This window comes from Enterococcus raffinosus (assembly GCF_018917525.1).
In the GTDB taxonomy this organism is placed as follows: domain Bacteria; phylum Bacillota; class Bacilli; order Lactobacillales; family Enterococcaceae; genus Enterococcus_A; species Enterococcus_A raffinosus_A.
The window spans coordinates 21116-46806 of record NZ_JAHLOS010000016.1 but is presented as its reverse complement, the minus strand read 5'-3'; the positions used below and the strand labels follow the sequence as shown (position 1 = coordinate 46806).

Sequence of the window (25691 nt, the reverse complement as noted above, 5' to 3'; positions counted from 1 at the left end):
TCTTTCTTTGTTGGGTTAACCTAGCGAGAGGGATTAGCATTTTTTTATTCAAAAAAGAAGTTATTTTTAAAAAGACTAATCGTTCTCTTAATTTGTTTTAGAAGCAAGCAATGTTAAAGTAAAAAGTGCTTCTAAAAAACTGTCAAAGCTCATTACATAGCCAAACCAATGTTTTACCGGATTGATTAGGGAAAAAGACTCTGTTTTCTAAAAAGCGCTTACAATATAAGATTAACTCAAGAAAGGGAATTGGTGATTCAATGGATAAACGAGACTATGAAGTGTTCGATATTTTAATCAAAAGTAACCATCTAACGATCACTCAGATAGCGGAGCAAATGAAATTATCCAATAAAACCGTTTCAAAATCATTAGATAGAATAGAAGAATTTTTGAAGGGGAGTGAGCTATCTCTTAGTCGGAAACCCAAAATCGGGGTTGCGATTATCGGGGATAAAACAAAATCAAGCAGGTTTCTTACTCATGAGATGGAACAAACGGTTCCAAATACAAAGGAAGAACGAATACAGTATCTTTGCTTTACGATCTTAAATAATCAAGGCTACTTCACGTTAGCGCAATTATCTGATTCTTTGTTTGTGAGTAAAACGACGTTGGAAAAGGATATGAGTCAGGTGTACGAGATTTTCGATTACTTCCATGTAGCCATCGAAAAAATTCCGGGAAAGGGTTCCTTCTTAAACATTATGGAGTATGAACGCCGAAAATTAGCGTTGGACTTGATTCATTATTTTTGGGGACAAAATTGGCAGGTCATTAATCAAGATGGACAATTCTTACACCTGATCGAGGGGATTCCAAAGTTTGCACAAATTTTTATCAATCTGGACTATTTAAAACAGATCAACATGATTCTCCAACAATTTATTTCTCAGAACAGGATCAAGATGAGCGATTTGAATTATCAGTCTCTAATTTTACATTTACTGATCGCGATTGAACGAATCAAAGACAATCAGTTGATCGGTGAACAATCCGCAGAAGATCGACAGCGAGCTTCAGGAATAGAATCTTTGATCACTGAGTTGGAAAAAGCCTTTGATATCCAGATACCTGAAATTGAAATCGGCTACATTCAAGTGTATTTTGATCAAATGAATCCTCTTGCGACCAATGAGGCTGTTATTGAAGAAACAACAATCGGCAAAATGATCCTTAGGTACACACTGCTGGATGAACAAACGGCCGTGAATGCTTTAGCACGACATATCAAACTGGCTTTAGAACGAATCATCAATGAGTTGCCGGTCAATAATCCTTATACAAAGGATATTAAGAAAAATTTCCCGCTGTCATTTGATGAGGCTTTAACCTTAAAGAGTAAATTAGAAGAGCAGTATCAGGTATTTATTCCAGAGGACGAAGTTGCTTATATGGCGGTACATTTGCAGGCGTATCGAGAGCAGTTGCAGACAGAGGATACGAAAATCGACGTTTTGCTTGTTTGCAGTAGTGGAAAAGGCACTTCTCAATTATTAGCAGCACGAATCAAGCGGACTTTTCCTGAAATAATGATCAATCGAATCTTATCGGTTCAAGAGCTGGATCAGACAATCATCAGTGAGGACCTGGTTCTTTCAACGGTTAATATTTCTTTGCCAGATGAAAAATTATTGATCGTTTCACCTATTTTGAGTCAAGTTGATCGGCAGCAGATTCAATATTATCTGGAACACGATCAAAAGAAAAAATCGCGGAACTTTGAGTTCAGCCGCTTGATTAAAAAAGAACTGATTTTTTTAGATAAAAGCTTTCATACGATCGATGAAACCCTCTCTTTTCTTGGTGAACAACTGATCGAAAAGGGCTATGGGAAATCTGGCATTATTGAGAGTGCCAAAGAACGTGAGCAGTTTTCATATACTTCGTTTGAAAAGTTTTCGACACCTCATGCCAATCCTCAGTACGTGAAGGAGTCAGCTATCATTTTTCTGAGATTGACCAATGAGATTCCTTGGGGAGACACACGGGTCCGGTTTATTTTCTTCCTTTGTGTAAAAGATGAGGGGCCGCAGCAATTAGAAAAAATATTCGATTCACTCTTAACGATTATCGATGAAAACGAAAAAGGGTATTTAGTAAAAGGTGATGCGCAACAAATTCTAGATTATTTGAAAGAAGGATTATAGGAATGAAAGTTTTAGAGGTATTGCACACAGATCGAGTCGATCTAGCGCTAGAGGCGGAGACTAAAGAAGAAACGATTCAAAAAATGGCAGAATTATTCGTGCAGGGATCACTTTTAACCGATGAAGAAGCCTTTGTCTCGGCCGTTTTAGATAGAGAAATTCATTCCACCACAGGTGTCGGAAATGGAATCGCCATTCCTCATGGAAAGTCTCAGGCAGTCAAAGAACCAGCGATTGCTTTTGCCAGATTGACTAAGGAAATCGAATGGCAAGCTTTAGATGAAAAGCCTGTTTCCTTGATCGTGATGCTGGCGATTCCTGAAAGTGAACAAGGAGATACCCATTTATCGATTCTCTCGGAGATCGCGGTGAAATTGATGGATGAGGAAGTCATTACTAAATTGAATGAAGCAACAAATGCGAATGAGATCGTCGAAATTTTAGGCTAATAGGAGGAAGAAATGATGAAAAGAAAAATTATTGCAGTAACGGCGTGTGCAACAGGGATCGCTCATACCTTTATGGCAGCTCAAGCATTAAAAAAGGAAGCCAAAGCAAAGGGCTATTTATTAAAAGTTGAAACTCAAGGTGCAACAGGAATCGACGGCGCGTTAACAGAAAAGGATTGTCAGATCGGTGAGGTCGTGATCTTCGCAGTGGACACAAAAGTGCGTGATGAAGAACGTTTTGCTGGGAAGAAGATCTTGAAGGTTCCTGTGGCTGCACCAATCAAGGATGCAGAAAAGGTCATTAATGATGCGTTGGATCTAGTAGACAATAATTAATTGGGAGGAATAAATGATGAAAAGCGTGTTATCAGAGATCAAAAACCATGTATTGACAGGGATTAGCTACATGATTCCGTTGGTAATTGCTGGGGCAGTGATTATGGCAATTTCACGGGTAGGAGGTTCGTTGTATGGATTAACGGATATTTGGGATGCAAAATACGCAGATAGTGCAAATGGAATGATTCGTTTGCTTCATAGTATCGATGGCTTTGGCGGAACAGCTCTAGGTTTGATGTTCCCAGTAATTTCAGCATTTATCGCTTATTCTGTCGTAGATAAATTAGGGATCGTTCCCGGTTTAGTTGGCGGAATGCTGGTTAAGGATATCAATGCAGGCTTCTTAGGTGCAATAGCAGCTGGATTGATTGCTGGCTACATTTGCCTATGGATTCGTAATCATGTGAAATTACCGCAATCAATGGCCTCCATCGTTCCAGTCTTTTTGATTCCGGTTTTAGGAACATTATCAACCGTTCTTATTATTAATTACATTATCGGGGTTCCATTTGCGGCATTAAATGTCGGCTTGGAAAACTGGTTAAACAGTCTAAGCGGCGGAAATCAAATTATTATGGCGGCAGTCGTAGGCGCAATGGTCGGCTTTGACTTGGGAGGTCCAGTCAATAAGGCGGCTGTTACGACAGCGATGGCACTACTAACTAGTCAAGTGTATGCTCCGAATACAGCTGCGCAGGTTGCAATCATTATCCCTCCGATTGGCTTGGGTCTAGCGACTGTTTTTGCAAAGAAAAAATACAATACTGAATTACGTGAGGCTGGAAAATCAGCGATCATCATGGGCTTAGTCGGTGTCAGTGAAGGCGCGATCCCGTTTGCAGTTGAAAGTCCGTTAAAAGTAATCCCATCAACAGTGATCGGATCGGCGATTGGTTCTGCAATGGCAGTAGGTTTAGGTGCGGTCAATCAAGCTCCAATTAGTGGATTTTATGGCTGGTTTACAGTTGAAAAATGGCTGATCTACGTGTTGTCGATTGCTACTGGTTCATTGTTTGTGGCTGTTTCAAGTGTTTTATTACGTAAAAAGGATGCTGGTATCGAAGTTTCCTCAGTTGAAGAAGAGGATTATAGCTTTGATGAGGCAGAGTGGGAGAACTAATGACGAACGTTCATATCGTGAATCATACCCATTGGGATCGAGAATGGTATTTTACTTCAATGGATGCGTTAGTATTAAGTGATCAATTATTTTCCGATGCGATTGAAGAACTAAAGAAGCATCCTGAAGCCAGTTTTGTTTTAGATGGTCAATTGTCTATATTGGATGATTACTTAAAGCTATATCCAGAAAAATTAGAGGAAATCAAAAGCCTAGTAGCGGATAAGCAGTTGTTTATTGGTCCTTGGTATACTCAATCTGATGCATTCTTTACTTCTGGCGAATCAATTTTGAGAAATGCAATGATCGGCATTTTTGAAAGTAAAAAATATGGGAACTATCTACCGATTGGGTATTTACCAGATACTTTTGGTTTTAACGCACAGATTCCAGTAATTTTAAAAGAAGCAGGGCTGGACAGTGTCATTTTGTGGCGCGGTCTTCATCTAGGCAAGCATATTCAATCACCATATTTTAAATGGTTGGGTCTAAATGGTAAAGCTGAAGTAACAGCTTTAAATTTACCTCAAGGATATGGAACAGGTATGTTATTAGAACCTACAGCAGAATATGTTGATGGGCGTCTTGATCCGGCGGTAGAGTTTATCAAGCAATACACTGATGGAGAAGTTTTGATTCCTTCCGGCAATGACCAGCTAGCCATCATCCATGATTTTTCTAACAAGGTTGAACAAATCAATCAATTAGGGAAATATGATTACAAAGTCAGTACTTATCAAGATTTTTTAGCTTATGTGAATGAACAAACGCTTGAAACATATCGCGGTGAATTCCGTGAACCAGTACTTGCTCGTGTGCATAAAACGATCGGATCTGTTCGGATGGATTTGAAGCAGATGATTTTCCACTTAGAGGATCACCTAGTTCAGCGGATTGAACCTTTGACGGTCATAGCAGATCAGATTGGTATTAAGCTAAGTAATCGATTGCTGATGCAGGCGTGGAAAAAACTGTTAGAATCTCAAGCACATGATAGTTTAGCAGGATGTGTGTCAGACAGTGTTGCCGAAGATATTAAACACCGATTAAAAGAAGCACAGGAAATTTGTGATAGTATCGAAAATACAATTATGAAGCAATTGGCAGATGCTTTAGATTTGAAACCGAATGAACTATTAATTGTCAATCCATCTCCGAAAATTTTTAATGGAACAAAAACGGTTACGGTTTTATCTCGAACTGCTACTATTCGTTTTTCGGGAGCTGACTCAGTAGTGGTCAAAGAAGAATATGTGGATAGTCGTGAAAATATTCTTGAAGAAACACCTGCGGGTAATCGATTTATTACTGAACCAGGTTATTATATTCTAACAGTTGAATTAAATTGTGAGCTACCTGGCTTAGGGTATAAAGTCTTTTCTTTTGAGGAGCACACGGAGAAGATAGATAAAATCAAATATACTGACCAGAAAATTAGCGGAAATCAACTTTCATTAATTTTTTCTAACGGGAAAGTTGATTTGGATTATCAGGGGCAAGTTTTTTCTGATTTCATTTCACTAACTGATGAGGCCAATGCAGGAGATGCCTACGATTTTTCTCCACTTGAAGAACAGCAGGTCGAGTTATTATCTTTTGGTCATTGCGAATGTTGGAAAGAACCGCATCAAGAAAAAATGATTTTAAGTGGAAAGCTGAAGCTGCCAAAATCGTTAGCCGACCGCAAAGCTGGACGCTACAATCAAGAGTTCGCTTATCAAGTTACCTTGACGCTTAATAGGAAGGACGAGCTTCAAGGAGAGGTTACCTTCAATAATTCGTTACTGAACCATCGTGTCCGATTGCAAATTAAGAACAACCAACTATTTAATCAAGTGCTTGCAGGTGTTCCATTTGGTTTTATTACTCGCGAGAATGAGAATCTTGTTGGGTGGGAGAAGATTTATTCTGAGATGCCAGTCAATGTCAATCCTTTTGAAAAAATCATTTGCGGCGTTTCTCAGGATCATTGTTTGACGCTCTTTACGCAGGATAGCAAGGAGTATGAATATCAGAACGATAAATTGTGGATTACTTTACTAGCAACAACGGATAGTCTAGGTAAGCCAGACCTGCTTTATCGTCCGGGACGTGCTTCTGGCGATACGACAAAAAAAGGGCATATTATGATGGATACACCATTAGCACAACAACTTGGTCAGGATATCGCATTTAAATTTGTACTGCGTATCGATGAAGCAACAGTTGATGAAGTTATTTTGCACCATTGGAGAGAAGCACTGATGCAGCCATCAATCGCTTATCAAAAACAAACGTTGAATTATTTTGTGCATCGGATTGATAATAAGATTCAACCATTTGAACATCCCTTGTCAGTTGAGACAAAAGAACATAGTCTTCTTGATTTTGAACATAGCGATTTATTTATCAGCAGTATCCATCGCTCCTATTATACGGCAGAGGCATTTGTTGTTCGTTTTGAGAATCCAACACAGGAAGATATGGCACTACCGATTACTAAGCTTTTCAAAGGGAAGAATGTTGAACGAATCAATGCGATTGAAGAATCAGTGCAACAAAACGAAAGAATTGATCCGTATAGTATTGCAACATTTCTAATCAAATAAATGATGAACTGAGGTGATTTCGGTCATCTCAGTTTTTTATAAAGGAAGAGAAGATGAAAAATAGTATTTTAGCGAAAACTGGAATAAGTAAAGATCTGTTTTGGGGTTATATTGGCCTGATTTTTTTTATGTTGGGAGCAACTATCGAAACGAGTTGGTTCTCATCGTATTTAACAAACAAAGGTTTTCAAGTAAAAGACGTTTCTTTGCTTTTTAGTTTTTATGGTATTTTTGTAGCATTTTTTTCATGGATCACCAGTTTTTTAGTAAATCGTTACTCTGTAAAAAAAATGATAATTTGTAGTCTTATTGTAGCCTTTTTAAGTACAATAATTCTTTTACCCGGTTTGGTGAGCATGCGGACAGGTTTGATCTTCTTAGGCTATATGCTTCGAGGAACCGTTTATCCTTTGTTTGCCTATTCTTTATTAGTAGCAATTACGATTCAGACACCTACTGAAAAATTAGGACGTGGAACCTCATGGTTTTGGTTATGTTTCAACTTAGGAATGACAATTATTGGGCCAATCTTAGCGACAGGTTTGTTAAAGGGGATGGCTCCAACATTCATTTTTATTTTTGGGGGTGGATTGATTTTATTTGGTGGCTTGGTAACACTCACGCGTTGCGAATTTCAACAATCGAAGAATAATTCTGCGACTGTTCTGATTGAAATGAAACGGGGATTTTGGATTCTGTTTCAATTTCCTCGTTTAATAGTTGGTCTACTAGTGAAAGGAATTAATAATATTGGGCAATTTGGATTTGTAATTATGATGCCGATTTTTTTGCTGCAACATCAATTTTCATTAAGTCAATGGACAAGTGCATGGGCGATTTGCTATGTGATTAATTCTTTTGCAGGTCTCTTCTTTGGTGGTTTAGGGGATAAATATGGTTGGCGCAAGGTTGTTTCAATGTTTTCGGGAACGATCACAGGATTCTCGTGTTTACTATTGATAATAGTCACTAACTTTTTCCCTGGGAACTTCCTCTGGTTGTTATCAGCATTTAGTCTTTTTGCAATCGGTATCGCAGCATTTACACCTTTGTCAGCATTGATCCCTTCAATGGTTCCTGAACATAAGGTGACGGCAATTTCTGTGTTAAATCTTGGTTCTGGATTAAGCAATTTTATCGGGCCGGTGCTAGTAACTTTACTATTTCAACGTTATGGAGGAAATTTTACCTTATTAGTATTTGCGATTCTGTATTTTCTTGCGAGTCTGTTAAGCTTGTTGCTCAAAACACCCGATGAAAAGGGCTCTAAAGAATTAACCTCAATCTAAAAAAGTCGTCGTAATTTTTGTTACGACGACTTTTTCCAACGCTTCAATTTTGGAAAGAAACTGTTCATATGTTCTAGGGCTTCTTCTTCTGTTTTACCTTGTTTTTCTAGGATTCCGGCTTCTTTCATATGATGTAAACTGCCGGCGATCATATCCTCCATCGTACAGTCATCCACAAAAGCACCGTGTTTGTAGCAATATAAGCAGTACTCACTGCTTTCTGAGCCATCGTGTTCGGTTCCATGGACTCCTTTAGTCAATGGCATTCCGCAACTTTGGCAATAGGTCATCTCACTCATTAAAATCCTCCTCTTAATAAAATTCAGTAATCGTTTTCATTGAACTTTAACCGAACTTATCAGTAGTATTTGTTATAATTATTCTATCAGAAAAAAAGGATGCTCGTCCAACTTTTCTAAATTTATTGAGAATCGGTGATAGGTAGAATAACGAATTCTTGATTGTTAAAGGAAAGTTTGGTTCATCGAATAAAAAGTAGTCCTATTTTTCGAGTAGCAAACAAAAGATACTATGAACATTAAGGAGAGAAGTCAATGAAGATCAATCAATTTGGTTTAAAACGTGTCTCACTTGAAGAATCAAAGAAAGAACTGGAACAGGCCGGCTTTTTGACCATTCATTCTGCAAAGGATGCGACGAAATTATGGTTTGAATTTTTACGGAAAAGCTTCTTAACTGTCCGTGATGATAGCGGCTTTATCAATAAGCTTGGCAATTTTTTGGCGGATGAACAAACTGATCTTGGCACGTTTTATCAGGCAGATTCTTCGGTAACAAAGGAAGTTTTTTATACGATGGGACTGCAGCAGTTAGATTTTGAACCGACGATCGATTTTGAGCCAAAGAATGTTTTAGCGGAAGCCGAAAAGATTGGTGTTCCAACGATTGACGGTGATTTTTCTACCAGAGAAACACTCATCGAAGCTTGGTATTTATTATTAACCAGTCATACGAAGAATGGCTTGAATTACTTAGATAAATTAGCCTCAGAAGGCTACTTCGAGGACAAGGAAGTTAGTAAACCTTTCTTCTTCAATGGAAAAGCCCAAGCGGTATTCGACACGTCTCGTTTAATTCGTGAAGTCGTCTATGTGGAAGCCCCCTTGGATACTGACAAAGATGGCAAACGGGATTTGCTGAAGCTGGAGATTTTACGACCTGCTGAAACAGAAGAAGGACTGTTGGTTCCAACGTTATTTACTGCAAGCCCCTATAGCCAAGGCGTCAATGGACCAGCGGGAGAAGAGCTGACTTATGATGTGAATGTGCCGCTGGAACGGAAGGAACCAACGGAGACTACCTATGAAGATATTAGGTACAAACCGGAACAGATTGAGCTCCCAGCTGAGCGGGAAGTGAAGGGCAAAGCGACACATGCAACGGAAACCTTCACGCGTGAAAATAATCATAGCCTGAATGACTTTTTCTTAGCTCGCGGTTTCGCGGTGGTTTATGGCTCAGGAATTGGAACTCGTGATTCTGATGGCATTCAAACCTGCGGATCGGTAGAGCAGACAACTGCAATGGTGGCTTACATTGAATGGTTGGCTGGCAACCGTCGCGCCTTCACGAATCGAACAGACAATATTCGTATCAAGGCTTGGTGGAGCAATAAAAAAGTAGCCATGACTGGGAAATCCTATCTTGGAACGTTAGCGACAGCTTGTGCGACACGACAAGTAGAAGGATTAGAAACCATTATTTCAGAAGCTGCAATCTCTGATTGGTATCAGTATTATCGTGATAATGGCTTAGTTATCGCACCTGGCGGATTCCCAGGTGAAGATGCGGATGTACTAGCAATTGAAACCTTCAGTAAAATGCGTAATGCCGGTGATTACCTCCATAGCAAGAAATTCTTCTTAGACTATTTGAAGGGCATGGCAGAGTGGCAGGATCGCAGATTTGGTAACTACAATACCTTCTGGGATGAACGAAATTATCTGCCATTCATCAAGGATATCAAATGCGATGTGGTAATGGTTCATGGGTTAAACGACTGGAACGTAAAACCACGTCAGGTTGCAGATTTATGGGATGCGTTGAAAGATATTCCAGTTGCGAAGAAACTGATCCTGCATCAAGGGCAGCACATTTATATTAACAATATGCCGTCATTTGATTTCCAAGATATGATGAATCTGTGGTTGAGTTATAAGCTTTATGGTGTTGAAAACAATGCTAAAGATATTTTACCAGACATTGTTTATCAAAAAAATACGACTCCTGAAACTTGGAATACCTTGCAAGACTGGGCGCCTGCCAGCGAAAAGGCCTATCATTTAGGCGAAAAGAAACTGGCGGATAGTGCTGAAACGGGTCATTACACTTTCAGTGATCAATTACCAAAAGAACAATACGAGAGTTATACGAAAAATATTGAGCTTTGGGAAAAAGAGCTTAAAGAAGAAGGACCAATGGACGGGCACCGTTATTTAGCGAAAACGGAAGCCTTAGATGAAGCAGTTTTCTTAAATGGTCGTCCGAAGGTAAGAGTCAAAGTAGCTTCAAGTGTTGATCTAGGAATGCTGAGCTTTGAATTAATCGACTTTGGTACTGCAAAACGTTTGAAACCTACGCCAGATGTGGTCGCTTTGCATGGCTTACCATTAGGTAGAAATTGGCGTGAAGATAATCTAGTGGAGTTCAAACTAGGTGCGGAGGATGATTACAAGCTGATCGCCCGTGGACATATTAATCTGCAAAATCGTGAGAATCCTTGGAAAAACGACGATCTGAAAGCCAATGAATTTGTGGAGATCGAAGTAGTCTTGCACCCAACGATGTATCATCTACCAGCAGGTCGTCAAATTGGCCTAGCTGTTTATGGAACAGACTTTGGAATGACCGTTCGCGGCAATCAAGACATTGATTACACCATTGATTTAGCCGAATCACAATTGATCCTGCCTATGGGTGGTGAATAAATCCTTTAAACCAATCACAGCTTTTGTGATTGGTTTTTTCTTTTATCAAGTATCTCTAGAGCAGAATGATAAGCTCTCCTTATCATTATTCTTTTTAAGTAATTTGGTATATGATAGCCAGAGATATAAAAAAAGGGGTGGAATAATGAAGGAGCGTGTTGTCGTCTTTGGCGATGCGATTATCGCGATTATCCTGACGATTATCGTCTTAGAGCTACCAATTCAAACAGCGGCAAATGGAGCTGTGGATCTTTACTCATTATTTAGAGCAGTGGGCATCTATTTTATCAGCTTCTGCTTTGTGGCAAACCTGTGGTTTCAGACTGGTTATGCCTTTAATAAAATCGATCAGGTGAAAAATAAAGATTTGGTCGTCTATTTGCTATTACTATTTTTCTTATCATTGGTGCCTTCTGCAACTCGATTACTGATTGATGACACCATAAAGCAGACCCTTTTGATCTATGGAGTATTGACGCTGATCGTTACGTTTGTAATGCGGCGCTTGATCGTAGCATTAACAGCCCAATCATTAAAGGATGAGGAACAGCGGAAACGGCGAGTAAACGAGCTGAACAGGCAAGACCTATTAGCGATTGGTTTTCGAATCATCGTTCTAATCGTAGGGATGTTTTACGTTAGACCTGTATTAATTATTTATTTGATCTTGCCGATTCTGGCATTTTTGCAAAATATTATTGATCGAGAAGAGGATAATTTGATCGCGACAATGGATGAGGACCAGCAGCTCGATTATTTCCAAGATCGGAATCAGGTTTGGGGGAACTCGATGCGACGCTATTCAAGCTTACTGCGAGATTCAATGAAGGGCGATGACGCTCAAAATCCAGAGCGTTGGCGACAAGTCATGGCCGATTGGGACGAACATGTGACTAAAGAGATCAACCAACGCAAGCAAGATCTTCCAACATTGAACGAGCACGATAAACGCCGTGCTGAAGCAGAAATTACGCGTTTAGAACAGCAGAAAAAAAGACTGGAAATGCAAAAAGCCATGACTGAACGGCGTTTTAATCGGCAAAAGGACCCGAATGAGCCGCGTCTGAACCATCCCCAAAAACCAAAGTAAATTGCCAAGACGAGGAGTAAAAAGGCTTTTCGTCTTGGTCTTTTTTTATTCTAAAGCTATAATGAAGTAAAAATATCGCAGGAGAGCTAGGTGGAGAATATGGCAATAACGCTGATCGAACATCCAATCAAAATGTATATTCGTCGGGATCTTGGTATCACTGTTGAACAATTTGGCAAGCTCGCAGGTATTCCGCAATCGACTTTAGCAACATGGATCAAACGCGAACGGCGAGTCGAAAAATTACCCATCGACTTCTACAGCGCCTTAGCTACGGTTCGCAAACAAAAAATTGAAACTGTGTACGGCGAATTATTAGAATGGCAGCAGCGTTATGATCGTTACAAGCAGGAGAGCCTACAAGCAATCGCAGAGGAGCAGCCTCTATTTTCTTTAGCGGCAGAAGAGGGGCGGACGATTTATCGAATCTATCGTACCAAGCAAATCGAAAGCCAGTTGCTCGAACCAGCACGACGTTTAAGAAAAGCAATTGATCAGCTGAACGTTCAAGCGTTTATTCAAGTGATGATCGAAATTTACGGAACGGTAGAAGTTGCGATGCCGACTTGGATTGTGAAATCCTTCAACAAAAGTGAGCTGAAGGAAATCGGTCAGGCATTTTACAATGAATTATTGATGAAGGGTTAGACTTGGGCTTATTTCCGAAGCTGCTTCTTTTGTAATGACGAATATTTGAAAAGTGTGACAATTACTTTTGTCACACTCTTTTTATGGTTAAAACTTATATTGTTTTTTACTAAGCATTTCATTACAGTCATGCTGATTAATTTTTTTAGCTATTCGAACGATGCCACAAAGCAAGCACCACTCTTCAGTTTAAAAGGTAGATGTCTAAAAATATGGGATTTGAAAAGAAAAGCGAAACGCCCAATAACTGCTTTTCCTCCGAAATTGCTCTTTTTTGGTGAACTAAGTGTTATTTCGAGAAATCTTTTCTATTTAGATGGACTGCAACGATAATGGCCAAAAGAACCGCGACACCCAACACCAGAAAGAAACCAATGCTGGAGCCTTTTCCCGGCAACCCACCTGTGTTCATACCCCAAATCCCAGAAATAAGTGCAGGGATGGAGATAATCAAGGCTGCAGAGTCCAAATATTTCATTAAGTGATTCAGATTATTGTCCATCATATCGGTGAATAATCCACCGACTGTCTCTAGTAAATCACGATAAATGTGGATCAATTTTTCAGCATGTTTTTGATGAAGCTGAATATCGTAAACCAACTTTGAATCGTTCAAATCCTGAATAAAGGATTCCTTTTCCCACAGCCCATTTAATGTACCTTTTTGATCAGCAAGGGTGTGATCGAGGTAAACGATTTTTCGCTCGGTGTCTGCCAGTTTGAACAAAGCGTCATTTTCGGTCGTTTTTCTTGCCGCCGCATCCAGCTCGTCGATATCCTTCTTTATCTCCATCAATTCTTCAATGTAGTGGGTATAAAGCATGTAGATACCATACGAAATGAGCTCGGAAAATGTATGAATTTTCTCTTGATATTTTTCAAGTAGACGATCGATAAAGGTTGAATCTTTGCTCACATGGGTGATGAGCAGCGAATCGGAGAGGATAAAAATCAGCGGCTCAAGTCGTTCTTCTATCCGATCTTCTTTTTCAGCAGACAAATTAGTCAGTCCCAAAGCATAGCTATTATTCAGCGCGGTATTTTCCAAGGGCTCCAAGCGCGAAACTTCTTCGGCATGGTTTGCTCCAAGAAAAATATTTTGCGGCAATCGGTAATTTTTAATAATTTCTTCTTGTTCTTCCTTCGTTGCATCCTTTAAGACAAGCCAGTTGCCTTTACCTGAAGAAACCTCTTGAATGTGTTGATTATTGATCTCAAAATATTGAATCACATCATTCATCCTTTCGAAAATTCGATACAGAGTTATTTTTAGTTTTTTATAACAAATTATTGGAAATAAAGCTGAGGTTATTTCTAATAATTACTCCTGTTAATTTTCTATAACTTATCCCTAATATATTGTCAATTAATAAGCTTAAATAATGTGAATTTGAATATTTTGAGCTAAATATTTCAAAAATAGAATAAAACAGGTTACGATATTATTAGAAAGTGAGGAAGAAAAATTATGAAACCAATTTTGAAAGACCCTAGAGAGTTATTTTATGGGGGCTCGTTTGAGAAACAGGATCAGAATACTCCCGCACTGCAGACCAACATGAAGCCACAACCAGATTGCGGCGAAGAAAGCTACGTTGGGAATGGAAAATTAGAAAATCGTAGAGTATTGATTACCGGAGGCGACTCAGGTATTGGTCGGGCCGCAGCGATTGCTTATGCTCGAGAAGGTGCAGATGTCGCAATTCAATTTTTCCCTGGTGAAGAAGAGGATGCGAAAGAAGTCGCTAAGTACATCGAAGAGGCTGGAAGAAAAGCAGTCTTGCTTCCTTATGATTTACGAGATGACGAAGCACCAGGTGAAATGATCAGAAAAACAGTCGCTGAATTAGATGGATTAGACACACTCGTGCTAAATTCTGCTCAGCAAATTTCTCAAGAATCAATTGAAGAACTACCAATTAAACAAGTAGAAGACACGTTCAAGGTGAATATTATCTCGATGTTTGCTCTTGTTCAGGAGGCTTTGCCGCATTTACCTGCAGGCAGCAGTATTATTACAACAACTTCTGTCCAAGCCTTCAATCCGAGTGATCACTTGATGGATTACGCTGCAACGAAAGCGGCTATTGCGAACTTCACTGTTGGTCTAGCACAACAGCTAGCGAAAAAAGGTATCCGTGTGAATGGGGTTGCGCCAGGTCCAATCTGGACACCGCTTCAGTTAGATCAAGGTCAACCTAAAGAAAAGTTACCTGAATTTGGTCAGGATTCATTGCTAGGAAGAGCAGGGCAGCCAGCTGAATTGGCGCCGGTGTATGTTTTCTTAGCTTCTAATGATGCAAGCTACGTTACCGCTCAGATTTACGGTGTTACTGGAGGAGAAGCGATCAATCTGTAAGGAGGGATACGCGATGATACATTTAATCGAAGCGATCGGGATTTCGCTAATTCTAAATTTAATCTCTTTAATGTTTAAACGTAGACAACCGGCTGTTGCTTTGGCACGTGTGAAGAAACAGACAGGAACAAATCGTTACCGTTAAGCAACTTTTCAAGTCGTTAAACAGTTTTTAAGGAGGTGCACTATGAATCGAGGAATAAAAGCAATTGGGATCATTCTTTCATTGATTTTGATGTCCGTGATGCTAATGGTCATCGCCATCAGCTCACCCTATTTGAATCTTCCATTTGGCATTGGACGCGGAGAATTTTTAAGAAATACATTAACAAATTATTATTTCCGTCAATACCTGTTTTGGATTGCTTTAGTCGTTACAATTGTCCTAGTTATTGTCATTCTCGTTCTAATCTTTTATCCAAGGGTGAAACAAACTTTTGTATTGAAGGAAGACAAAGGACGCTTATCTCTGGACAAGAAGGCGATTGAGGGATTTGTTCGTTCGAAATTACGGGGTGTAGGCTTTGTTTCATCCCCTGATGTGAAGGTTCGGGCAACCAAGAACAAGATTAAGGTCAAAGTGAAGGGCCAGCTGACTCGAACATCATCGTTAATTGGGAAAACAAATGCGTTAATGACGGAAATTCAGAATGACCTACAAGAAATTCTTGGCAGTCAGGAAAAAATCAAAGTGAATGTTGCCTATAAGGCATTTGATGAAGAAGAAAAAAACGTCGCGAACCAGTCACGCGTACAATAACGAAGACCGATTCATTCAATTTTGGAATACAGGACAACAGTTAGGAGGGAGACAGATGGAAAAATTAATCACTCAATACAAGCTCCCGATGATCTTTGGCGGATTAGGCTTGGTTCTTGCCATATTATTTGTCACGTTGGGCTTTTTCAAGACACTCTTGATCGTTTTATTAACAGCTCTTGGCATTTGGCTGGGAAGCTATTTAGAGCAAACCGGCATAATGGACAACTTTTTCAGTCAACGAAAGAACAATTAATCATCATACAAACCACTATATAGGAGGAATTTATAATGGAAAATTACAACACAAACGGAATGGCCGCAGGCGTTCATACAGATTCAACAAAAACAAATAGCACCGCAAACGTTAAAGGTGAATTGACCTATGACGACAAAGTAATTCAAAAAATCGTCAGTACAGCCGTAGAGCAAATCGATGGATTATTAACAGTTGACGGTGGTTTTTTCTCTAATATTGCTGAGAAATTAGTCAATACAGACAATGTGACTGCCGGAATCGAAACAGAAGTTGGTAAAAAGCAAGTCGCTGTTGATATGGATGTCGTCATTGAATATGGTCGTGACATTCCTAAAATCGCAGATCGAATCAAGGAAGTTATCCATGATGAAGTAGAGAAAATGACGCATCTTGATGTGATCGAAGTAAATATTAACGTAGTCGATATCAAGTCAGAAGCTGAGTATCAAGAAGACAGCGAAACGGTGCAGGACAAAGTAACGAGTGCCGCAAAAACAACAGGACAATTTGCTTCAAAACAAACAGACAAAGCTAAAAGCGCAGTCAATCGCGGCACAAACAAAGCACAAGAAAAAATCGAAGAAAATCGTGAACCACGAGTAAAATAATCGAAGGAGGAAAATAACATGGGTTTATTATGGTCATTAATTATTGGAGCAGTAATCGGAGCAATCGCTGGAGCGATCACAGGTAGAGGAAATAGCATGGGCTGGATCGCCAACATCGTAGCCGGTTTAGTCGGATCAGCATTAGGTCAAGCGTTACTAGGATCATGGGGGCCTTCATTGGCTGGTATGGCACTTGTACCGTCAATTATTGGAGCGGTCATTTTGGTGTTAATCGTGTCATTTTTCTTAGGCAGATCAAAATAGATTAACAATGGTCCACAAACGTCTCAGAGAGCGTTAGGAACAAGTAACGAAGAAATAACATAGAAACGTGATAGAACAAAGAATTAAGGATGAGTACCTGTAACAAAGAGTGTTTCCCCCGAAGAAGTTTTCTTATAGCAGCACAGATTCACTTTCAGCAGCAAGCTAAGGAGTATGAGAGTTTAAATCAACAAAGAGTGCTGTTGAAAATGAATCGAATGTTTTGAATGATAAAAGGATTTCCTGTCGTTGACTTACGAACGATAGGGAATCTTTTTTTGGCGAAGCAGGAGTGATAGCACGATAACAAATGGACTTGGACAGTTGATACTTGTTTCAAATTATCCCGATTTTAAGTAATTTTCTTAGGTAGTTAAATCGTGTTATAATAGCGCAAGGAGGGGAGATCATGTTCAAGTTAAAAATAGCTTTTCGAAAATTACGATTGCAAAGAAAACAACTTAAAAATTTACGTGTAGATAAGAATCACGCAAGGTATTCTGAACAGCAAGAAGTTTTTTGTTTGTTACTGGGACACCCTTCTGTATTATTTAGCATGGAGCGAAAGGATACCTCTTCTAATCCACTATATAAATATGTTAATGGGCTTTTGGTGACAGCGAAAAATGATAAAATGTATCATTCTACTTTGAGGCTTTTAGAGAAATGAATGATAATTTAGAGTATTTAACCGAACGATTAGAACTGTTGAATGAATAAATGAAACAGCAGGACATTTACTCAGAAGTTTACCTGATTGGTGGATTTGCAGGGAGAGTTCTTTTATCAGATTTTAGATCAACTTTTGATATAGATTTTATTTTAGAAGAGATTAATGATAATCATAAGCTAGATATTTTTAATGATCTGATACATCAAAAAATAATAGAGTCATGTGATCCTAAGAAATTAAGTACACTGATAAAGTTGTATAAGGGTGATATCCTGAACCCTGATAATATGAATTATAATTTTCACACGATGAAGGATTTCTTGAAACGATACAATATTGATACATAAATCAACTACAACACCTGCGAGGTTTCCAAAATCGCAGGTGTTTTTAACATTCAGAAGAAAATTATCGTTTTTTGGAGAGTAGAAAGCGCACGCTAATTAACTTAAAAAGCAGCATTTCAACAACAAAAAAACTGGTCAAAAGTAGAAAAAGATATCTACTTTTGATCAGTTTTTTTAGTAGAGACTATGATGCATTGTTGAGTATTTTCTATTATTATGCAAACGTTGAAATTGACAATTAAGCATATTTAAGTTAAATTATAAATATACTTAAAATGACTTAATGCGATAGGAGGATGGCTATGATCCAAAAAGAACGTCTGGAACTGATATTAGATGAACTAAAAAAGCATGGTACTCTCAGCTTGAAGGAAATAGTGTCATTAACGGATTCTTCAAGAGATACGGCGCGAAGAGATATTGTAAAATTAGCTCAAAGTAACGCAATTGATCGGACATACGGAGGAATAAGTTTACCCAATACCTTTAGCCGTTTGGACGAATATCTGGAACGCACGGAGGATCTAAGCGTTGAAAAAAATATCTTGGCGAAAACAGCCAGTAGTCTAGTAAAAGAAAATTCGCATATTTATTTAGACATTTCGACAACCGTCAGCCATATTCCTAGACACATTGGGCATCTTGAACAGGTTATCGCTGTTACTAATTCACTAGATATTAGCGATCAGCTATTGAGAAATACGAAGTGTAAAACCAAGATTTTAGGCGGAACGATCGATCCTGTTAAACGAAGTACGGTTGGGACAAAACCAATGCTGGAATTAGATTCATTTACCTTCGATATTGCGTTTATCAGTGCGGCAGGAATCACAACTTCAGGTATTTTTTACGCCTACGACGAAGATATAGACTTTAAGAAAAAGATCAGAGAACAATCCAAAATTGTGGTGCTGCTGATTGATAATACAAAAATCGGATTAAGCCATAACTATAAAGGCCTGAATTTTGAAGAGATAGACTTTCTTGTTGTAGAAAGTCGACTGCCAGATGATTTAGAAAGAAAAATAACAGAGAGTAATGTCTCAATAATCAATTCAAGGTGGGTGAAAGCATGATTAAAACAGTAATATTCGATGTAGACGGGACAATAATCGATACCGAGTTTGTTATGATTAAATCCTTGCAAAAAACATTAAAAGATGAAAAAAATCTTGAAGTTCCAGAGGAGAATTTGGAGTATATTCTAGGTATTCCAGGAAAGAAAGCTATAAAGCGTTATTCATCCTCAGAAGCTGAAGTAGATATGCTGCATTCCAGCTGGGCAGAAAATGTAAAGCGATACATTCAGCATGCAACAGTATTCCCTCAAATAAAAGAATCATTGATTAAGCTAAAGGAAAAAGGAATCCAGCTAGGAGTCGTTACCTCTAAAACCAATGAAGAAATGGAAACGGAATTTACCCAATTCGGCTTAAATGAGTACTTTGATGTTTTAGTTACAGCTTCTGATACAAAGAAACATAAACCAAACCCTGAACCGATTCTTTATGCACTACAAGAATTGAAATGTTCACCAGAAGAAGCCATTTATATTGGTGATTCCATCTATGATATGCATAGCTCACAAAAGGCTGGGGCTCAATTCGCCTTAGCAAAGTGGGGAGCAAAGGAAAATCCATTATTCTCAAGTGCAGATATCTTTTTAGAATATCCACTGGAGATTCTTCATTATTTGAAATAGTTAAACCCATTTTTTTGCGAAGAGTTATTGTTCTTCTCGCTTGTCTTCTTTACTGTCCAAATAGGCTTCATTGACTTGCACTGTGTCGAAACGCGGTCTCGGTTCGTATGTTATGCTATTAGGTAAAGATAAGACGTGTAAAGGAAATGGGGGATTAAGAAGCGTGTATGAGCTGAAAATATCAGATAGGCAATGGTGGTGCTATGATATATTGGGTAACATTGGATGGCTTGTCTATTACGCAGGACTGATTCTTTGCATAGTTAGGAGACCAGCATTTATGCAGGATGCTGCCATTTCCGCATTAATCATAATAGGTGGTTTGTTGTGTGCTTTTGTCATAATGATTGGCCTGATAGAGCTTGTGAGTGAGAGAATTAAAGGGCTTTCTCGAAGGCTTTCTAAAATACGGTTGTTTAGAGGCTTTGGAGCCATAACCCTAGGCTCCTTGGCTGGTACAGTAATGTCGGGTGGTATTTTTGTTTTTATATTGTTGGCGGATTCTAGTGATCATTCGGGTATTCTATATCTTGGTATGATGTTTGGTGGAGCCCTGTTGTGCTTTGTTTTTGTGTCACTGATACTCAAAGGTTTTGAAAAGCAAAGAGAATAAAAGCATCATTAAAGATCCTGCTTTTAATTCCATTTTTTTCAACAGTTGCAAAAGGTGCTTTAGACACTGGAAATAATAAAATTGTTCCAGCTAACTCCTTTGTGGCGCAGGATTTTTTCCTTTTGAGTGTTTCAGATTTATCAGTAAATGCAGTCAAAACAGTATCACCATATTCGTGTGTTGACCATTTAGCCCTTTTCTTTACCAAATCTCAACGAACTTCACAAAACTATACAAAATTTTCAGATTTTTTTGAACGGACGTCTGTATAATTAAGGTAAGAGATTTGAGAAAAGGGGAATAGAAAATGACTATACTCATTGGTCTGGGATTATTTCTACTTGGAGGCTTTATCGGCGTAGCGGTAATGTGTCTTGTTCAGGTAGGGAGTTTGGCGGATAAAGAAATCATCTATCGGTATTCGGAGCAGGAACAGAAGGAAATGAACAACGAGTATTCAGATGGAGAGAACTTGGTTTAGGTAGTTTCTTTATGCTTGAGAAAAGTGTTCGAATTATAAACGTTATATCAGAACCATCAAGGCAGTTGAAGGATTCAACTTGAATCATAAGAAGAGCTAAAAAAAGAAGCGATGATTCGCTTCTTTATAGCTCTTCTTTGACTGTCTTGGTGATTTTTTGTAGTTCATCGGTCATTTGACCAGAATGTTTGATGATATCTGATACACGTAGGAAGCTGTTTTTGTACATCGCTACTTCCCGGAATTTTTTATATTTTTCTTCGATCTCATTAAAGGTTGCTGGTTTGCGGTCGTCTTGTTCGACGGTTTCCGAGCTATTTACATAATGCATCCCTAAAAATGAGAGGGCATCATTGATCCCATCTAAAAATGCCTCGTACTCCTCTTGGCGAATCTTGCCGTCAGCCAAACGCTGCCTCTGTTTTTCAATAAACATCTCAACTACTTGTTCCATTCCCAATCCTCCTGTCTTAACGCATTTTACTTGTTGCTCATCCAGTTTATTGTACTATGAAACGGATCACTTGTGTTATAAAAAATGGATTTTTTTCTCGCAAATTGAAAAGATAATAGAATTTAAATTATCATAGGAAATTTTCGAAATAGTTTGACAGTTTTTCTTTTTTTGGGAATAATAAACGAAAGATTAAAAAAAGCTAATAAATTGTTAAATTGAAGGAGACGTTCATATGGAACAAAGTAAACGCAAGCAACTATTGAAGCTAATCGAATCCGACTGTCGGTTAAGTATTGAAGAATATGCGGTGATGCTGGGCGAAGATGAAGTGATCGTTTCTGCTGAAATCAAACGAATGGAACAAGAAAAAATTATTTGCGGCTATCGGGCTCTGATTGACTGGGATAAGGTGGAGGATGATTGGATCGAAGCTTTAGTTGAGGTTCAAACGATTCCTAAAGGTGAAGAAGGCTATCGCGAGATCGCGGAGCGTGTCCGTAAGTTTCCTGAAGTCAAATCGTTCTTTTTTGTCAGCGGCGGCTTTGATTTTATCCTACTGCTGCAAGGGCGTAACATCAAAGAGATCTCAAAATTTATTTCGACCAACTTAGCGTCGATTCCTGACGTTTCAGGGACGCAGACGCATTTCTTGCTAGACAAATATAAGGAGTGGGGCATCGATATGTATCAGGATGACTCCGACCCTAGAATTCAGGTGAGCCCATGAGAAATTTTTTAACGAAAAAAATCACGGATATTCAACCCTCAGGCATTCGAAAATTCTTTGACATTGTTTCTGATCAGCCGGATGCGATTTCCCTTGGTGTCGGCGAGCCGGATTTTGATACGCCTTCTCATATGGCTCAAGAAGGGGTTCGTTCGATCCAGGAAGGGCGGACATTTTATACGGCCAATGCGGGTCTGATCGAATTGCGGAAAAAAATCAGCGAGTATTTGCTTTATCGCAACAAGGTTCAGTATGATCCGAAGACCGAGGTCGTGGTTACAGTCGGCGGTAGCGAGGCGATTGATATGGCACTGCGGATTTTTGTGGATCCAGGAGATGAGGTCATTATTCCTCAACCAAGCTTTGTGTGCTACGAACCGATTACTCAGATCGCTGGCGGGACACCAGTGACGATTGACTTACAGGCTAAGAATCAGTTTATGCTGACGCCAGAGGAATTAGAAGGAGCGATAACTGAAAAAAGTAAAATTTTGATTTTATCCTATCCCAATAATCCGACGGGCGGAACGATGGGTCGCGAAGCCTTGATCAAGGTGGCTGATGTTGTGAAGAAGCATGATCTATTAGTGATTACAGATGAGATTTATGCGGAGTTGGTTTACGATGAGCCGTTTACCAGTATTGCGGAGCTACCAGAAATGCGTGAACGGACGATCGTCATTAATGGATTTTCAAAAGGGTTTGCGATGACTGGTTGGCGTTTGGGCTTTATGGCTGGGCCAGAGGTGTTTATGGAGCAACTGCTGAAGCTGCATCAGTATACGATCATGGCAGCACCGACAGCGAGTCAATATGCGGCATTGGCAGGTCTGAAAAATAATTGGCAGGAAACCGTTGAGCCGATGCGCTTGTCCTATGAGGAACGTCGAAATTATCTGCATCATGCGTTAGAAAAGATGGGGCTGCCTTGTTATAAAGCCAAAGGCGCGTTTTATCTCTTCCCGCAGGTTAGTCAATTTGGCTTGAGCAGTGAAGAGTTCGCGTTGCGTCTATTAGATGAAGAGAAGCTTGCGGTCGTTCCTGGATCGGCTTTTGGAAAAAGCGGTGAAGGATTCCTGCGGTTATCGTATGCCTATTCGATTTACGAATTAAAAGAAGCGATTCAGCGTTTAGAGCGTTTTGTGATGCGCTTGAAATAAGAGGAAGGAGCGAAGAGATTCGCTCCTTTTTCGTGTGAAAAAATCTGCCCCAGGGGAGCAGATTTTAATTATTTGGGTATTCTTCTTGCGAGAACTCAGTATTTTCATATTCGCCATCATCTTTTCCATAGTAGCGGTTGTAGCGCTGCTTGAATTTACGGAAGAGGAAGACACCGAAGGCTTTAAAAATCGTGTAGGTGGGAATACCGAAAACCAATCCGAACAATCCGAAGAGATTTCCCATCACTAATAACACTAATACGATAGTAACAGGATGGACCTTCAATTGATCGCCAAGGACTTTTGGCTCGATTACATTACCATTTAAAATTTGCTCCACGATCCAAACAATAATCAGACCGATCAGCATTTGGAAAGAATGTAACACGGCGATCACTGCACAGGGAACAAAAGCGATAAAAGGACCGATATAAGGAATTACCGAAGTAACTGTGACTAAGATTGCCAGTGGTAGGCTATAGGGCATACCAATAATCGGAAAACCGATAAAAACGATCACTCCATTGGCTAGAGCAACGATAAATTGGCCTTTCAAATAATCGCCGACTTGGCTGTTTAAGATCGCCCCCAGCTCATTGGAATCGTCACGAAATTTCGGCGGTAACAGCTTTAAGAAATACCCATGAAAATGGTGGGCATCCTTTAATAGAAAGAAAGTGATAATCGGCGCCGTGAATAAAATCACGAAAAAGCCGCTGACGGTTGAAAAGAGATTGCCAATAAAGCTCTGGAAATCACCTAATGAATTCGATAAGGTATTGATGATCTGATAGACAACATCCTCCAGAGAGCCGAAAACATCTTCGATTGGGCTTTCCAAAGGGGTTCCTGAGGCGAGATTCTGCAATGTCTGATTAAAATTTTCGACATGCTGTGGAAAATCCGAGACTAAACTGGCTGTCTGACTGTAGATTCTCGGCACTGCCCAAATACTGAAGGTACCTAAAAGCAGCAGTAAAGCAAGCACAATGCCAATAATTGAGTATATCCGTTTTACACCCTTTTTTTCGAAATAATTAACGATCGGGTCTAACAGATAATATAAGATCAGTGACAGTAAAACCGGCGCAAAGATGGTTTTAAAGATAATTAGTAGCGGGTTGAAGATAAACCGTACGTGATAAAAAACAAAAATCAACGCGCCTAATAAAACACCAGCAATTAAGGTAAAGATGAGGTTCCGGCCGCCGATAAACTTGATCCAACGGGTCGCTTTTGTCGATGGTCGTTCCATTTTTATCAAATCCTTTTTTCTTTTTATTGTAGCGAAGAAAGAAACGCTAGACAAAAAATCGGCTTAAATGACTTCTTTTTTAGTTGGAATTAAGGATTATTGCGTGAATCTGTAAATTATCTAAAATTTCTATTTTATTTTCACTAAAACCTTTCTTGCGTTTCCTCATAAATGATAAGATGAAGCCATATCCTGGGGGATAAGAATGTTTTTAGGAGGTTTTTATGCTGTCACGTTTCAAACAATCAAAGCTGTTCTTTTGGACTGCCGAGATTGTCTTAACGATTATCGGGATTTATTTTTTATTACAAATGCCGAATATTTTTAAACCAGTCGTGGGAATGGCTTCTGCGATTTTGATGCCGCTGTTGATCGCGGGTTTTCTTTACTATATGTTTGATCCGATCGTGGTTTTTTTGGAGGAAAGAGGGGGGCTGCCGCGTGTGGTTGGTTTTCTTGTATCCTTTATTGTGATCGCGGTGATTATCGCCCTGATTATGATGAATGCTGTTCCAAAAATGATCGAACAAACCGTTCAGCTTACCCAAAATTTACCCGTTTATGCAGAGGAATCAGGTCGTTGGATAAACGATTTGGCTAGTCGAGATGAATTTAAAAATTTCAATTTGGAAGAACAATTGGCTTCAGCGAACCTGACGATTACTAAACTGATTAACCTTGCGATTGTCAGTGTGACCTCAAGTTTGTCACGAATTGTTGGCTTGGCGATGAAATTCTTTGTCCTCTTGTTCACCGTTCCATTTATTTTGATTTTCATGTTTAAAGACGGACATAAGTTTTTAGATGCTGTATCGCAATTTTTTCCTATCACTATTCGCAAGGAACTTCGACAAACGGTGCGCGAGCTCAATGAAACACTGTCTGCTTATATCAGCAGCACGGTTTTAGATGCCTTTATCATTGGGATCTTAAGCTTTATCGCAATGACTATTTTTAAACAGCCATATAGTTTGCTGTTGGCGCTTTTTTGTGGGATCACCAACATCATTCCTTATGTTGGTCCATTCATCGGGGCTGTTCCGGCAGTGATCGTTGGGCTGTTCATTTCGCCGCTTCAAGCGCTGTATATGGGCATATCCGTTCTGGTTATTCAGCAATTAGATGGAAATTTGATTAAACCGCTGCTATTCGGGAAGTCGTTGAATATCCACCCATTGACGATCATTTTAGTATTGATCGGAGCTGGCAGTGTTGCCGGAATCGTTGGCATGCTGATTTGTATTCCAGTGTATGCGGTGATCAAAACCTTAATCATTAATCTTCACAAAATTTATCAACTGCGCCGCGAAAGTAGTTTGTTTAAAGATGGTGGCGAGGAGCAATAGCACCAAAATTTAAGAGAACCGTCATCCAAAATGCTGAAACGCTGGATGACGGCTCTTTT

27 protein-coding genes are annotated in these 25691 nt (G+C 39.3%); 23 read left to right on the top strand and 4 right to left on the bottom strand.

Going from position 1 to position 25691, the window contains the following annotated elements; all coding sequences use genetic code 11:
* Positions 1-260 precede the first annotated feature (260 nt).
* Genes KQI58_RS11630 through KQI58_RS11605 form a run of 6 tightly spaced genes read left to right on the top strand, consistent with a single transcriptional unit; the run spans position 261 to position 7935 of the window.
* The gene (locus tag KQI58_RS11630) at positions 261-2150 is read left to right on the top strand and encodes a BglG family transcription antiterminator (RefSeq protein ID WP_216409240.1); all 1890 of its coding nucleotides are present in this window, start codon (positions 261-263) and stop codon (positions 2148-2150) included.
* 2 nt (positions 2151-2152) lie between these two features.
* Positions 2153-2599 carry a PTS sugar transporter subunit IIA gene (locus KQI58_RS11625; RefSeq protein WP_216409239.1) on the top strand — a complete coding sequence of 149 codons (447 nt, stop codon included), beginning with the start codon at positions 2153-2155 and terminating at the stop codon, positions 2597-2599.
* Positions 2600-2614: 15 nt separating this feature from the next.
* On the top strand, positions 2615-2935 hold the full coding sequence (locus tag KQI58_RS11620; RefSeq protein WP_216409300.1) for a PTS fructose transporter subunit IIB: 321 nt from the start codon (positions 2615-2617) through the stop codon (positions 2933-2935).
* 16 nt (positions 2936-2951) lie between these two features.
* Entirely contained in the window at positions 2952-4058 is a 1107-nt protein-coding gene (locus tag KQI58_RS11615; RefSeq protein ID WP_216409299.1) for a PTS fructose transporter subunit IIC, read from the top strand.
* The gene (locus KQI58_RS11610; protein ID WP_216409237.1) at positions 4058-6646 is read left to right on the top strand and encodes an alpha-mannosidase; all 2589 of its coding nucleotides are present in this window, start codon (positions 4058-4060) and stop codon (positions 6644-6646) included. The genes KQI58_RS11615 and KQI58_RS11610 overlap by 1 nt, the downstream gene beginning before the upstream one ends.
* A gap of 53 nt (positions 6647-6699) precedes the next feature.
* Entirely contained in the window at positions 6700-7935 is a 1236-nt protein-coding gene (locus KQI58_RS11605; RefSeq protein WP_216409235.1) for an MFS transporter, read from the top strand.
* Positions 7936-7955: 20 nt separating this feature from the next.
* Here the strand turns inward: KQI58_RS11605 and KQI58_RS11600 are convergent, their stop codons facing one another.
* Positions 7956-8234: a zinc ribbon domain-containing protein gene (locus KQI58_RS11600; protein ID WP_216409233.1), complete on the bottom strand. Its 279-nt coding sequence runs from the start codon at positions 8232-8234 to the stop codon at positions 7956-7958.
* Positions 8235-8489: 255 nt separating this feature from the next.
* Between KQI58_RS11600 and KQI58_RS11595 the strand changes: the two genes are divergently transcribed.
* The 3 genes from KQI58_RS11595 to KQI58_RS11585 all read left to right on the top strand — a co-directional run bounded on the left by KQI58_RS11595 (position 8490) and on the right by KQI58_RS11585 (position 12621).
* Entirely contained in the window at positions 8490-10883 is a 2394-nt protein-coding gene (locus KQI58_RS11595) for a Xaa-Pro dipeptidyl-peptidase (RefSeq protein WP_216409232.1), read from the top strand.
* 145 nt (positions 10884-11028) lie between these two features.
* Positions 11029-11973 carry a TMEM175 family protein gene (locus KQI58_RS11590; RefSeq protein ID WP_216409229.1) on the top strand — a complete coding sequence of 315 codons (945 nt, stop codon included), beginning with the start codon at positions 11029-11031 and terminating at the stop codon, positions 11971-11973.
* Between the two features lie 99 nt (positions 11974-12072).
* A complete protein-coding gene (locus KQI58_RS11585) occupies positions 12073-12621 on the top strand; it encodes a hypothetical protein (protein WP_216409298.1) in 549 nt (182 codons plus the stop codon).
* A 289-nt stretch (positions 12622-12910) separates the two neighbouring features.
* Here KQI58_RS11585 and KQI58_RS11580 read toward each other — a convergent pair whose 3' ends face one another.
* A complete protein-coding gene (locus tag KQI58_RS11580; RefSeq protein ID WP_216409227.1) occupies positions 12911-13852 on the bottom strand; it encodes a magnesium transporter CorA family protein in 942 nt (313 codons plus the stop codon).
* Between the two features lie 237 nt (positions 13853-14089).
* On the opposite strand from KQI58_RS11580, the gene KQI58_RS11575 reads away from it, so the two are divergent.
* The 11 genes from KQI58_RS11575 (at position 14090) to KQI58_RS11530 (ending at position 20687) form a co-directional block, all read left to right on the top strand.
* Positions 14090-14980, top strand: a complete 891-nt coding sequence (locus tag KQI58_RS11575; protein ID WP_253295910.1) for an SDR family oxidoreductase — start codon at positions 14090-14092, stop codon at positions 14978-14980.
* Between the two features lie 13 nt (positions 14981-14993).
* Complete coding sequence (locus KQI58_RS23005; protein ID WP_301282199.1) at positions 14994-15125, top strand: hypothetical protein; 132 nt, start codon at positions 14994-14996, stop codon at positions 15123-15125.
* A 42-nt stretch (positions 15126-15167) separates the two neighbouring features.
* On the top strand, positions 15168-15740 hold the full coding sequence (gene amaP, locus KQI58_RS11570) for an alkaline shock response membrane anchor protein AmaP (RefSeq protein WP_216409226.1): 573 nt from the start codon (positions 15168-15170) through the stop codon (positions 15738-15740).
* A gap of 55 nt (positions 15741-15795) precedes the next feature.
* Entirely contained in the window at positions 15796-15996 is a 201-nt protein-coding gene (locus KQI58_RS11565; protein WP_216409224.1) for a DUF2273 domain-containing protein, read from the top strand.
* A gap of 35 nt (positions 15997-16031) precedes the next feature.
* Positions 16032-16607, top strand: coding sequence for an Asp23/Gls24 family envelope stress response protein (locus tag KQI58_RS11560; RefSeq protein ID WP_216409222.1), 576 nt, complete (start codon positions 16032-16034; stop codon positions 16605-16607).
* Positions 16608-16625: 18 nt separating this feature from the next.
* Positions 16626-16871, top strand: coding sequence for a GlsB/YeaQ/YmgE family stress response membrane protein (locus tag KQI58_RS11555; protein ID WP_016178779.1), 246 nt, complete (start codon positions 16626-16628; stop codon positions 16869-16871).
* A gap of 409 nt (positions 16872-17280) precedes the next feature.
* Positions 17281-17541 (top strand): hypothetical protein, encoded by a 261-nt coding sequence (locus tag KQI58_RS11550; protein WP_216409221.1) that lies wholly within the window; start codon positions 17281-17283, stop codon positions 17539-17541.
* Between the two features lie 652 nt (positions 17542-18193).
* Positions 18194-18967: a DeoR/GlpR family DNA-binding transcription regulator gene (locus KQI58_RS11545; protein ID WP_216409219.1), complete on the top strand. Its 774-nt coding sequence runs from the start codon at positions 18194-18196 to the stop codon at positions 18965-18967.
* Positions 18964-19593 carry an HAD family hydrolase gene (locus tag KQI58_RS11540; RefSeq protein ID WP_216409217.1) on the top strand — a complete coding sequence of 210 codons (630 nt, stop codon included), beginning with the start codon at positions 18964-18966 and terminating at the stop codon, positions 19591-19593. The genes KQI58_RS11545 and KQI58_RS11540 overlap by 4 nt, the downstream gene beginning before the upstream one ends.
* A 280-nt stretch (positions 19594-19873) precedes the next feature.
* Entirely contained in the window at positions 19874-20206 is a 333-nt protein-coding gene (locus KQI58_RS11535) for a hypothetical protein (RefSeq protein WP_216409215.1), read from the top strand.
* 307 nt (positions 20207-20513) lie between these two features.
* Positions 20514-20687 carry a DUF3789 domain-containing protein gene (locus tag KQI58_RS11530; protein ID WP_216409213.1) on the top strand — a complete coding sequence of 58 codons (174 nt, stop codon included), beginning with the start codon at positions 20514-20516 and terminating at the stop codon, positions 20685-20687.
* Between the two features lie 124 nt (positions 20688-20811).
* Here KQI58_RS11530 and KQI58_RS11525 read toward each other — a convergent pair whose 3' ends face one another.
* Complete coding sequence (locus KQI58_RS11525) at positions 20812-21141, bottom strand: hypothetical protein (RefSeq protein WP_216409211.1); 330 nt, start codon at positions 21139-21141, stop codon at positions 20812-20814.
* Between the two features lie 235 nt (positions 21142-21376).
* Here KQI58_RS11525 and KQI58_RS11520 point away from each other — a divergent pair, with 235 nt between their 5' ends.
* Both KQI58_RS11520 and KQI58_RS11515 read left to right on the top strand, forming a co-directional pair.
* Entirely contained in the window at positions 21377-21871 is a 495-nt protein-coding gene (locus tag KQI58_RS11520) for an Lrp/AsnC family transcriptional regulator (RefSeq protein WP_216409209.1), read from the top strand.
* Positions 21868-23031, top strand: a complete 1164-nt coding sequence (locus tag KQI58_RS11515) for an aminotransferase class I/II-fold pyridoxal phosphate-dependent enzyme (RefSeq protein ID WP_216409207.1) — start codon at positions 21868-21870, stop codon at positions 23029-23031. Before KQI58_RS11520 ends, KQI58_RS11515 begins: the two co-directional genes overlap by 4 nt.
* Positions 23032-23095: 64 nt before the next feature.
* Here the strand turns inward: KQI58_RS11515 and KQI58_RS11510 are convergent, their stop codons facing one another.
* Positions 23096-24286, bottom strand: a complete 1191-nt coding sequence (locus KQI58_RS11510) for an AI-2E family transporter (protein WP_216409205.1) — start codon at positions 24284-24286, stop codon at positions 23096-23098.
* Positions 24287-24510: 224 nt separating this feature from the next.
* Between KQI58_RS11510 and KQI58_RS11505 the strand changes: the two genes are divergently transcribed.
* Positions 24511-25632 (top strand): AI-2E family transporter, encoded by a 1122-nt coding sequence (locus KQI58_RS11505; RefSeq protein ID WP_216409203.1) that lies wholly within the window; start codon positions 24511-24513, stop codon positions 25630-25632.
* Positions 25633-25691: the final 59 nt, after the last annotated feature.

Excerpts from the sequence above, each read along its gene's own strand:
- KQI58_RS11630 (WP_216409240.1), top strand. The coding sequence starts at position 261 with ATGGATAAACGAGACTATGAAGTGTTCGATATTTTAATCAAAAGTAAC.
- KQI58_RS11625 (WP_216409239.1), top strand. The coding sequence starts at position 2,153 with ATGAAAGTTTTAGAGGTATTGCACACAGATCGAGTCGATCTAGCGCTA.
- KQI58_RS11620 (WP_216409300.1), top strand. The coding sequence starts at position 2,615 with ATGAAAAGAAAAATTATTGCAGTAACGGCGTGTGCAACAGGGATCGCT.
- KQI58_RS11615 (WP_216409299.1), top strand. The coding sequence starts at position 2,952 with ATGAAAAGCGTGTTATCAGAGATCAAAAACCATGTATTGACAGGGATT.
- KQI58_RS11610 (WP_216409237.1), top strand. The coding sequence starts at position 4,058 with ATGACGAACGTTCATATCGTGAATCATACCCATTGGGATCGAGAATGG.
- KQI58_RS11605 (WP_216409235.1), top strand. The coding sequence starts at position 6,700 with ATGAAAAATAGTATTTTAGCGAAAACTGGAATAAGTAAAGATCTGTTT.
- KQI58_RS11600 (WP_216409233.1), bottom strand. The coding sequence starts at position 8,234 with ATGAGTGAGATGACCTATTGCCAAAGTTGCGGAATGCCATTGACTAAA.
- KQI58_RS11595 (WP_216409232.1), top strand. The coding sequence starts at position 8,490 with ATGAAGATCAATCAATTTGGTTTAAAACGTGTCTCACTTGAAGAATCA.
- KQI58_RS11590 (WP_216409229.1), top strand. The coding sequence starts at position 11,029 with ATGAAGGAGCGTGTTGTCGTCTTTGGCGATGCGATTATCGCGATTATC.
- KQI58_RS11585 (WP_216409298.1), top strand. The coding sequence starts at position 12,073 with ATGGCAATAACGCTGATCGAACATCCAATCAAAATGTATATTCGTCGG.
- KQI58_RS11575 (WP_253295910.1), top strand. The coding sequence starts at position 14,090 with ATGAAACCAATTTTGAAAGACCCTAGAGAGTTATTTTATGGGGGCTCG.
- KQI58_RS23005 (WP_301282199.1), top strand. The coding sequence starts at position 14,994 with ATGATACATTTAATCGAAGCGATCGGGATTTCGCTAATTCTAAATTTA.
- amaP (WP_216409226.1), top strand. The coding sequence starts at position 15,168 with ATGAATCGAGGAATAAAAGCAATTGGGATCATTCTTTCATTGATTTTG.
- KQI58_RS11565 (WP_216409224.1), top strand. The coding sequence starts at position 15,796 with ATGGAAAAATTAATCACTCAATACAAGCTCCCGATGATCTTTGGCGGA.
- KQI58_RS11560 (WP_216409222.1), top strand. The coding sequence starts at position 16,032 with ATGGAAAATTACAACACAAACGGAATGGCCGCAGGCGTTCATACAGAT.
- KQI58_RS11555 (WP_016178779.1), top strand. The coding sequence starts at position 16,626 with ATGGGTTTATTATGGTCATTAATTATTGGAGCAGTAATCGGAGCAATC.
- KQI58_RS11550 (WP_216409221.1), top strand. The coding sequence starts at position 17,281 with ATGTTCAAGTTAAAAATAGCTTTTCGAAAATTACGATTGCAAAGAAAA.
- KQI58_RS11545 (WP_216409219.1), top strand. The coding sequence starts at position 18,194 with ATGATCCAAAAAGAACGTCTGGAACTGATATTAGATGAACTAAAAAAG.
- KQI58_RS11540 (WP_216409217.1), top strand. The coding sequence starts at position 18,964 with ATGATTAAAACAGTAATATTCGATGTAGACGGGACAATAATCGATACC.
- KQI58_RS11535 (WP_216409215.1), top strand. The coding sequence starts at position 19,874 with ATGCAGGATGCTGCCATTTCCGCATTAATCATAATAGGTGGTTTGTTG.
- KQI58_RS11530 (WP_216409213.1), top strand. The coding sequence starts at position 20,514 with ATGACTATACTCATTGGTCTGGGATTATTTCTACTTGGAGGCTTTATC.
- KQI58_RS11525 (WP_216409211.1), bottom strand. The coding sequence starts at position 21,141 with ATGGAACAAGTAGTTGAGATGTTTATTGAAAAACAGAGGCAGCGTTTG.
- KQI58_RS11520 (WP_216409209.1), top strand. The coding sequence starts at position 21,377 with ATGGAACAAAGTAAACGCAAGCAACTATTGAAGCTAATCGAATCCGAC.
- KQI58_RS11515 (WP_216409207.1), top strand. The coding sequence starts at position 21,868 with ATGAGAAATTTTTTAACGAAAAAAATCACGGATATTCAACCCTCAGGC.
- KQI58_RS11510 (WP_216409205.1), bottom strand. The coding sequence starts at position 24,286 with ATGGAACGACCATCGACAAAAGCGACCCGTTGGATCAAGTTTATCGGC.
- KQI58_RS11505 (WP_216409203.1), top strand. The coding sequence starts at position 24,511 with ATGCTGTCACGTTTCAAACAATCAAAGCTGTTCTTTTGGACTGCCGAG.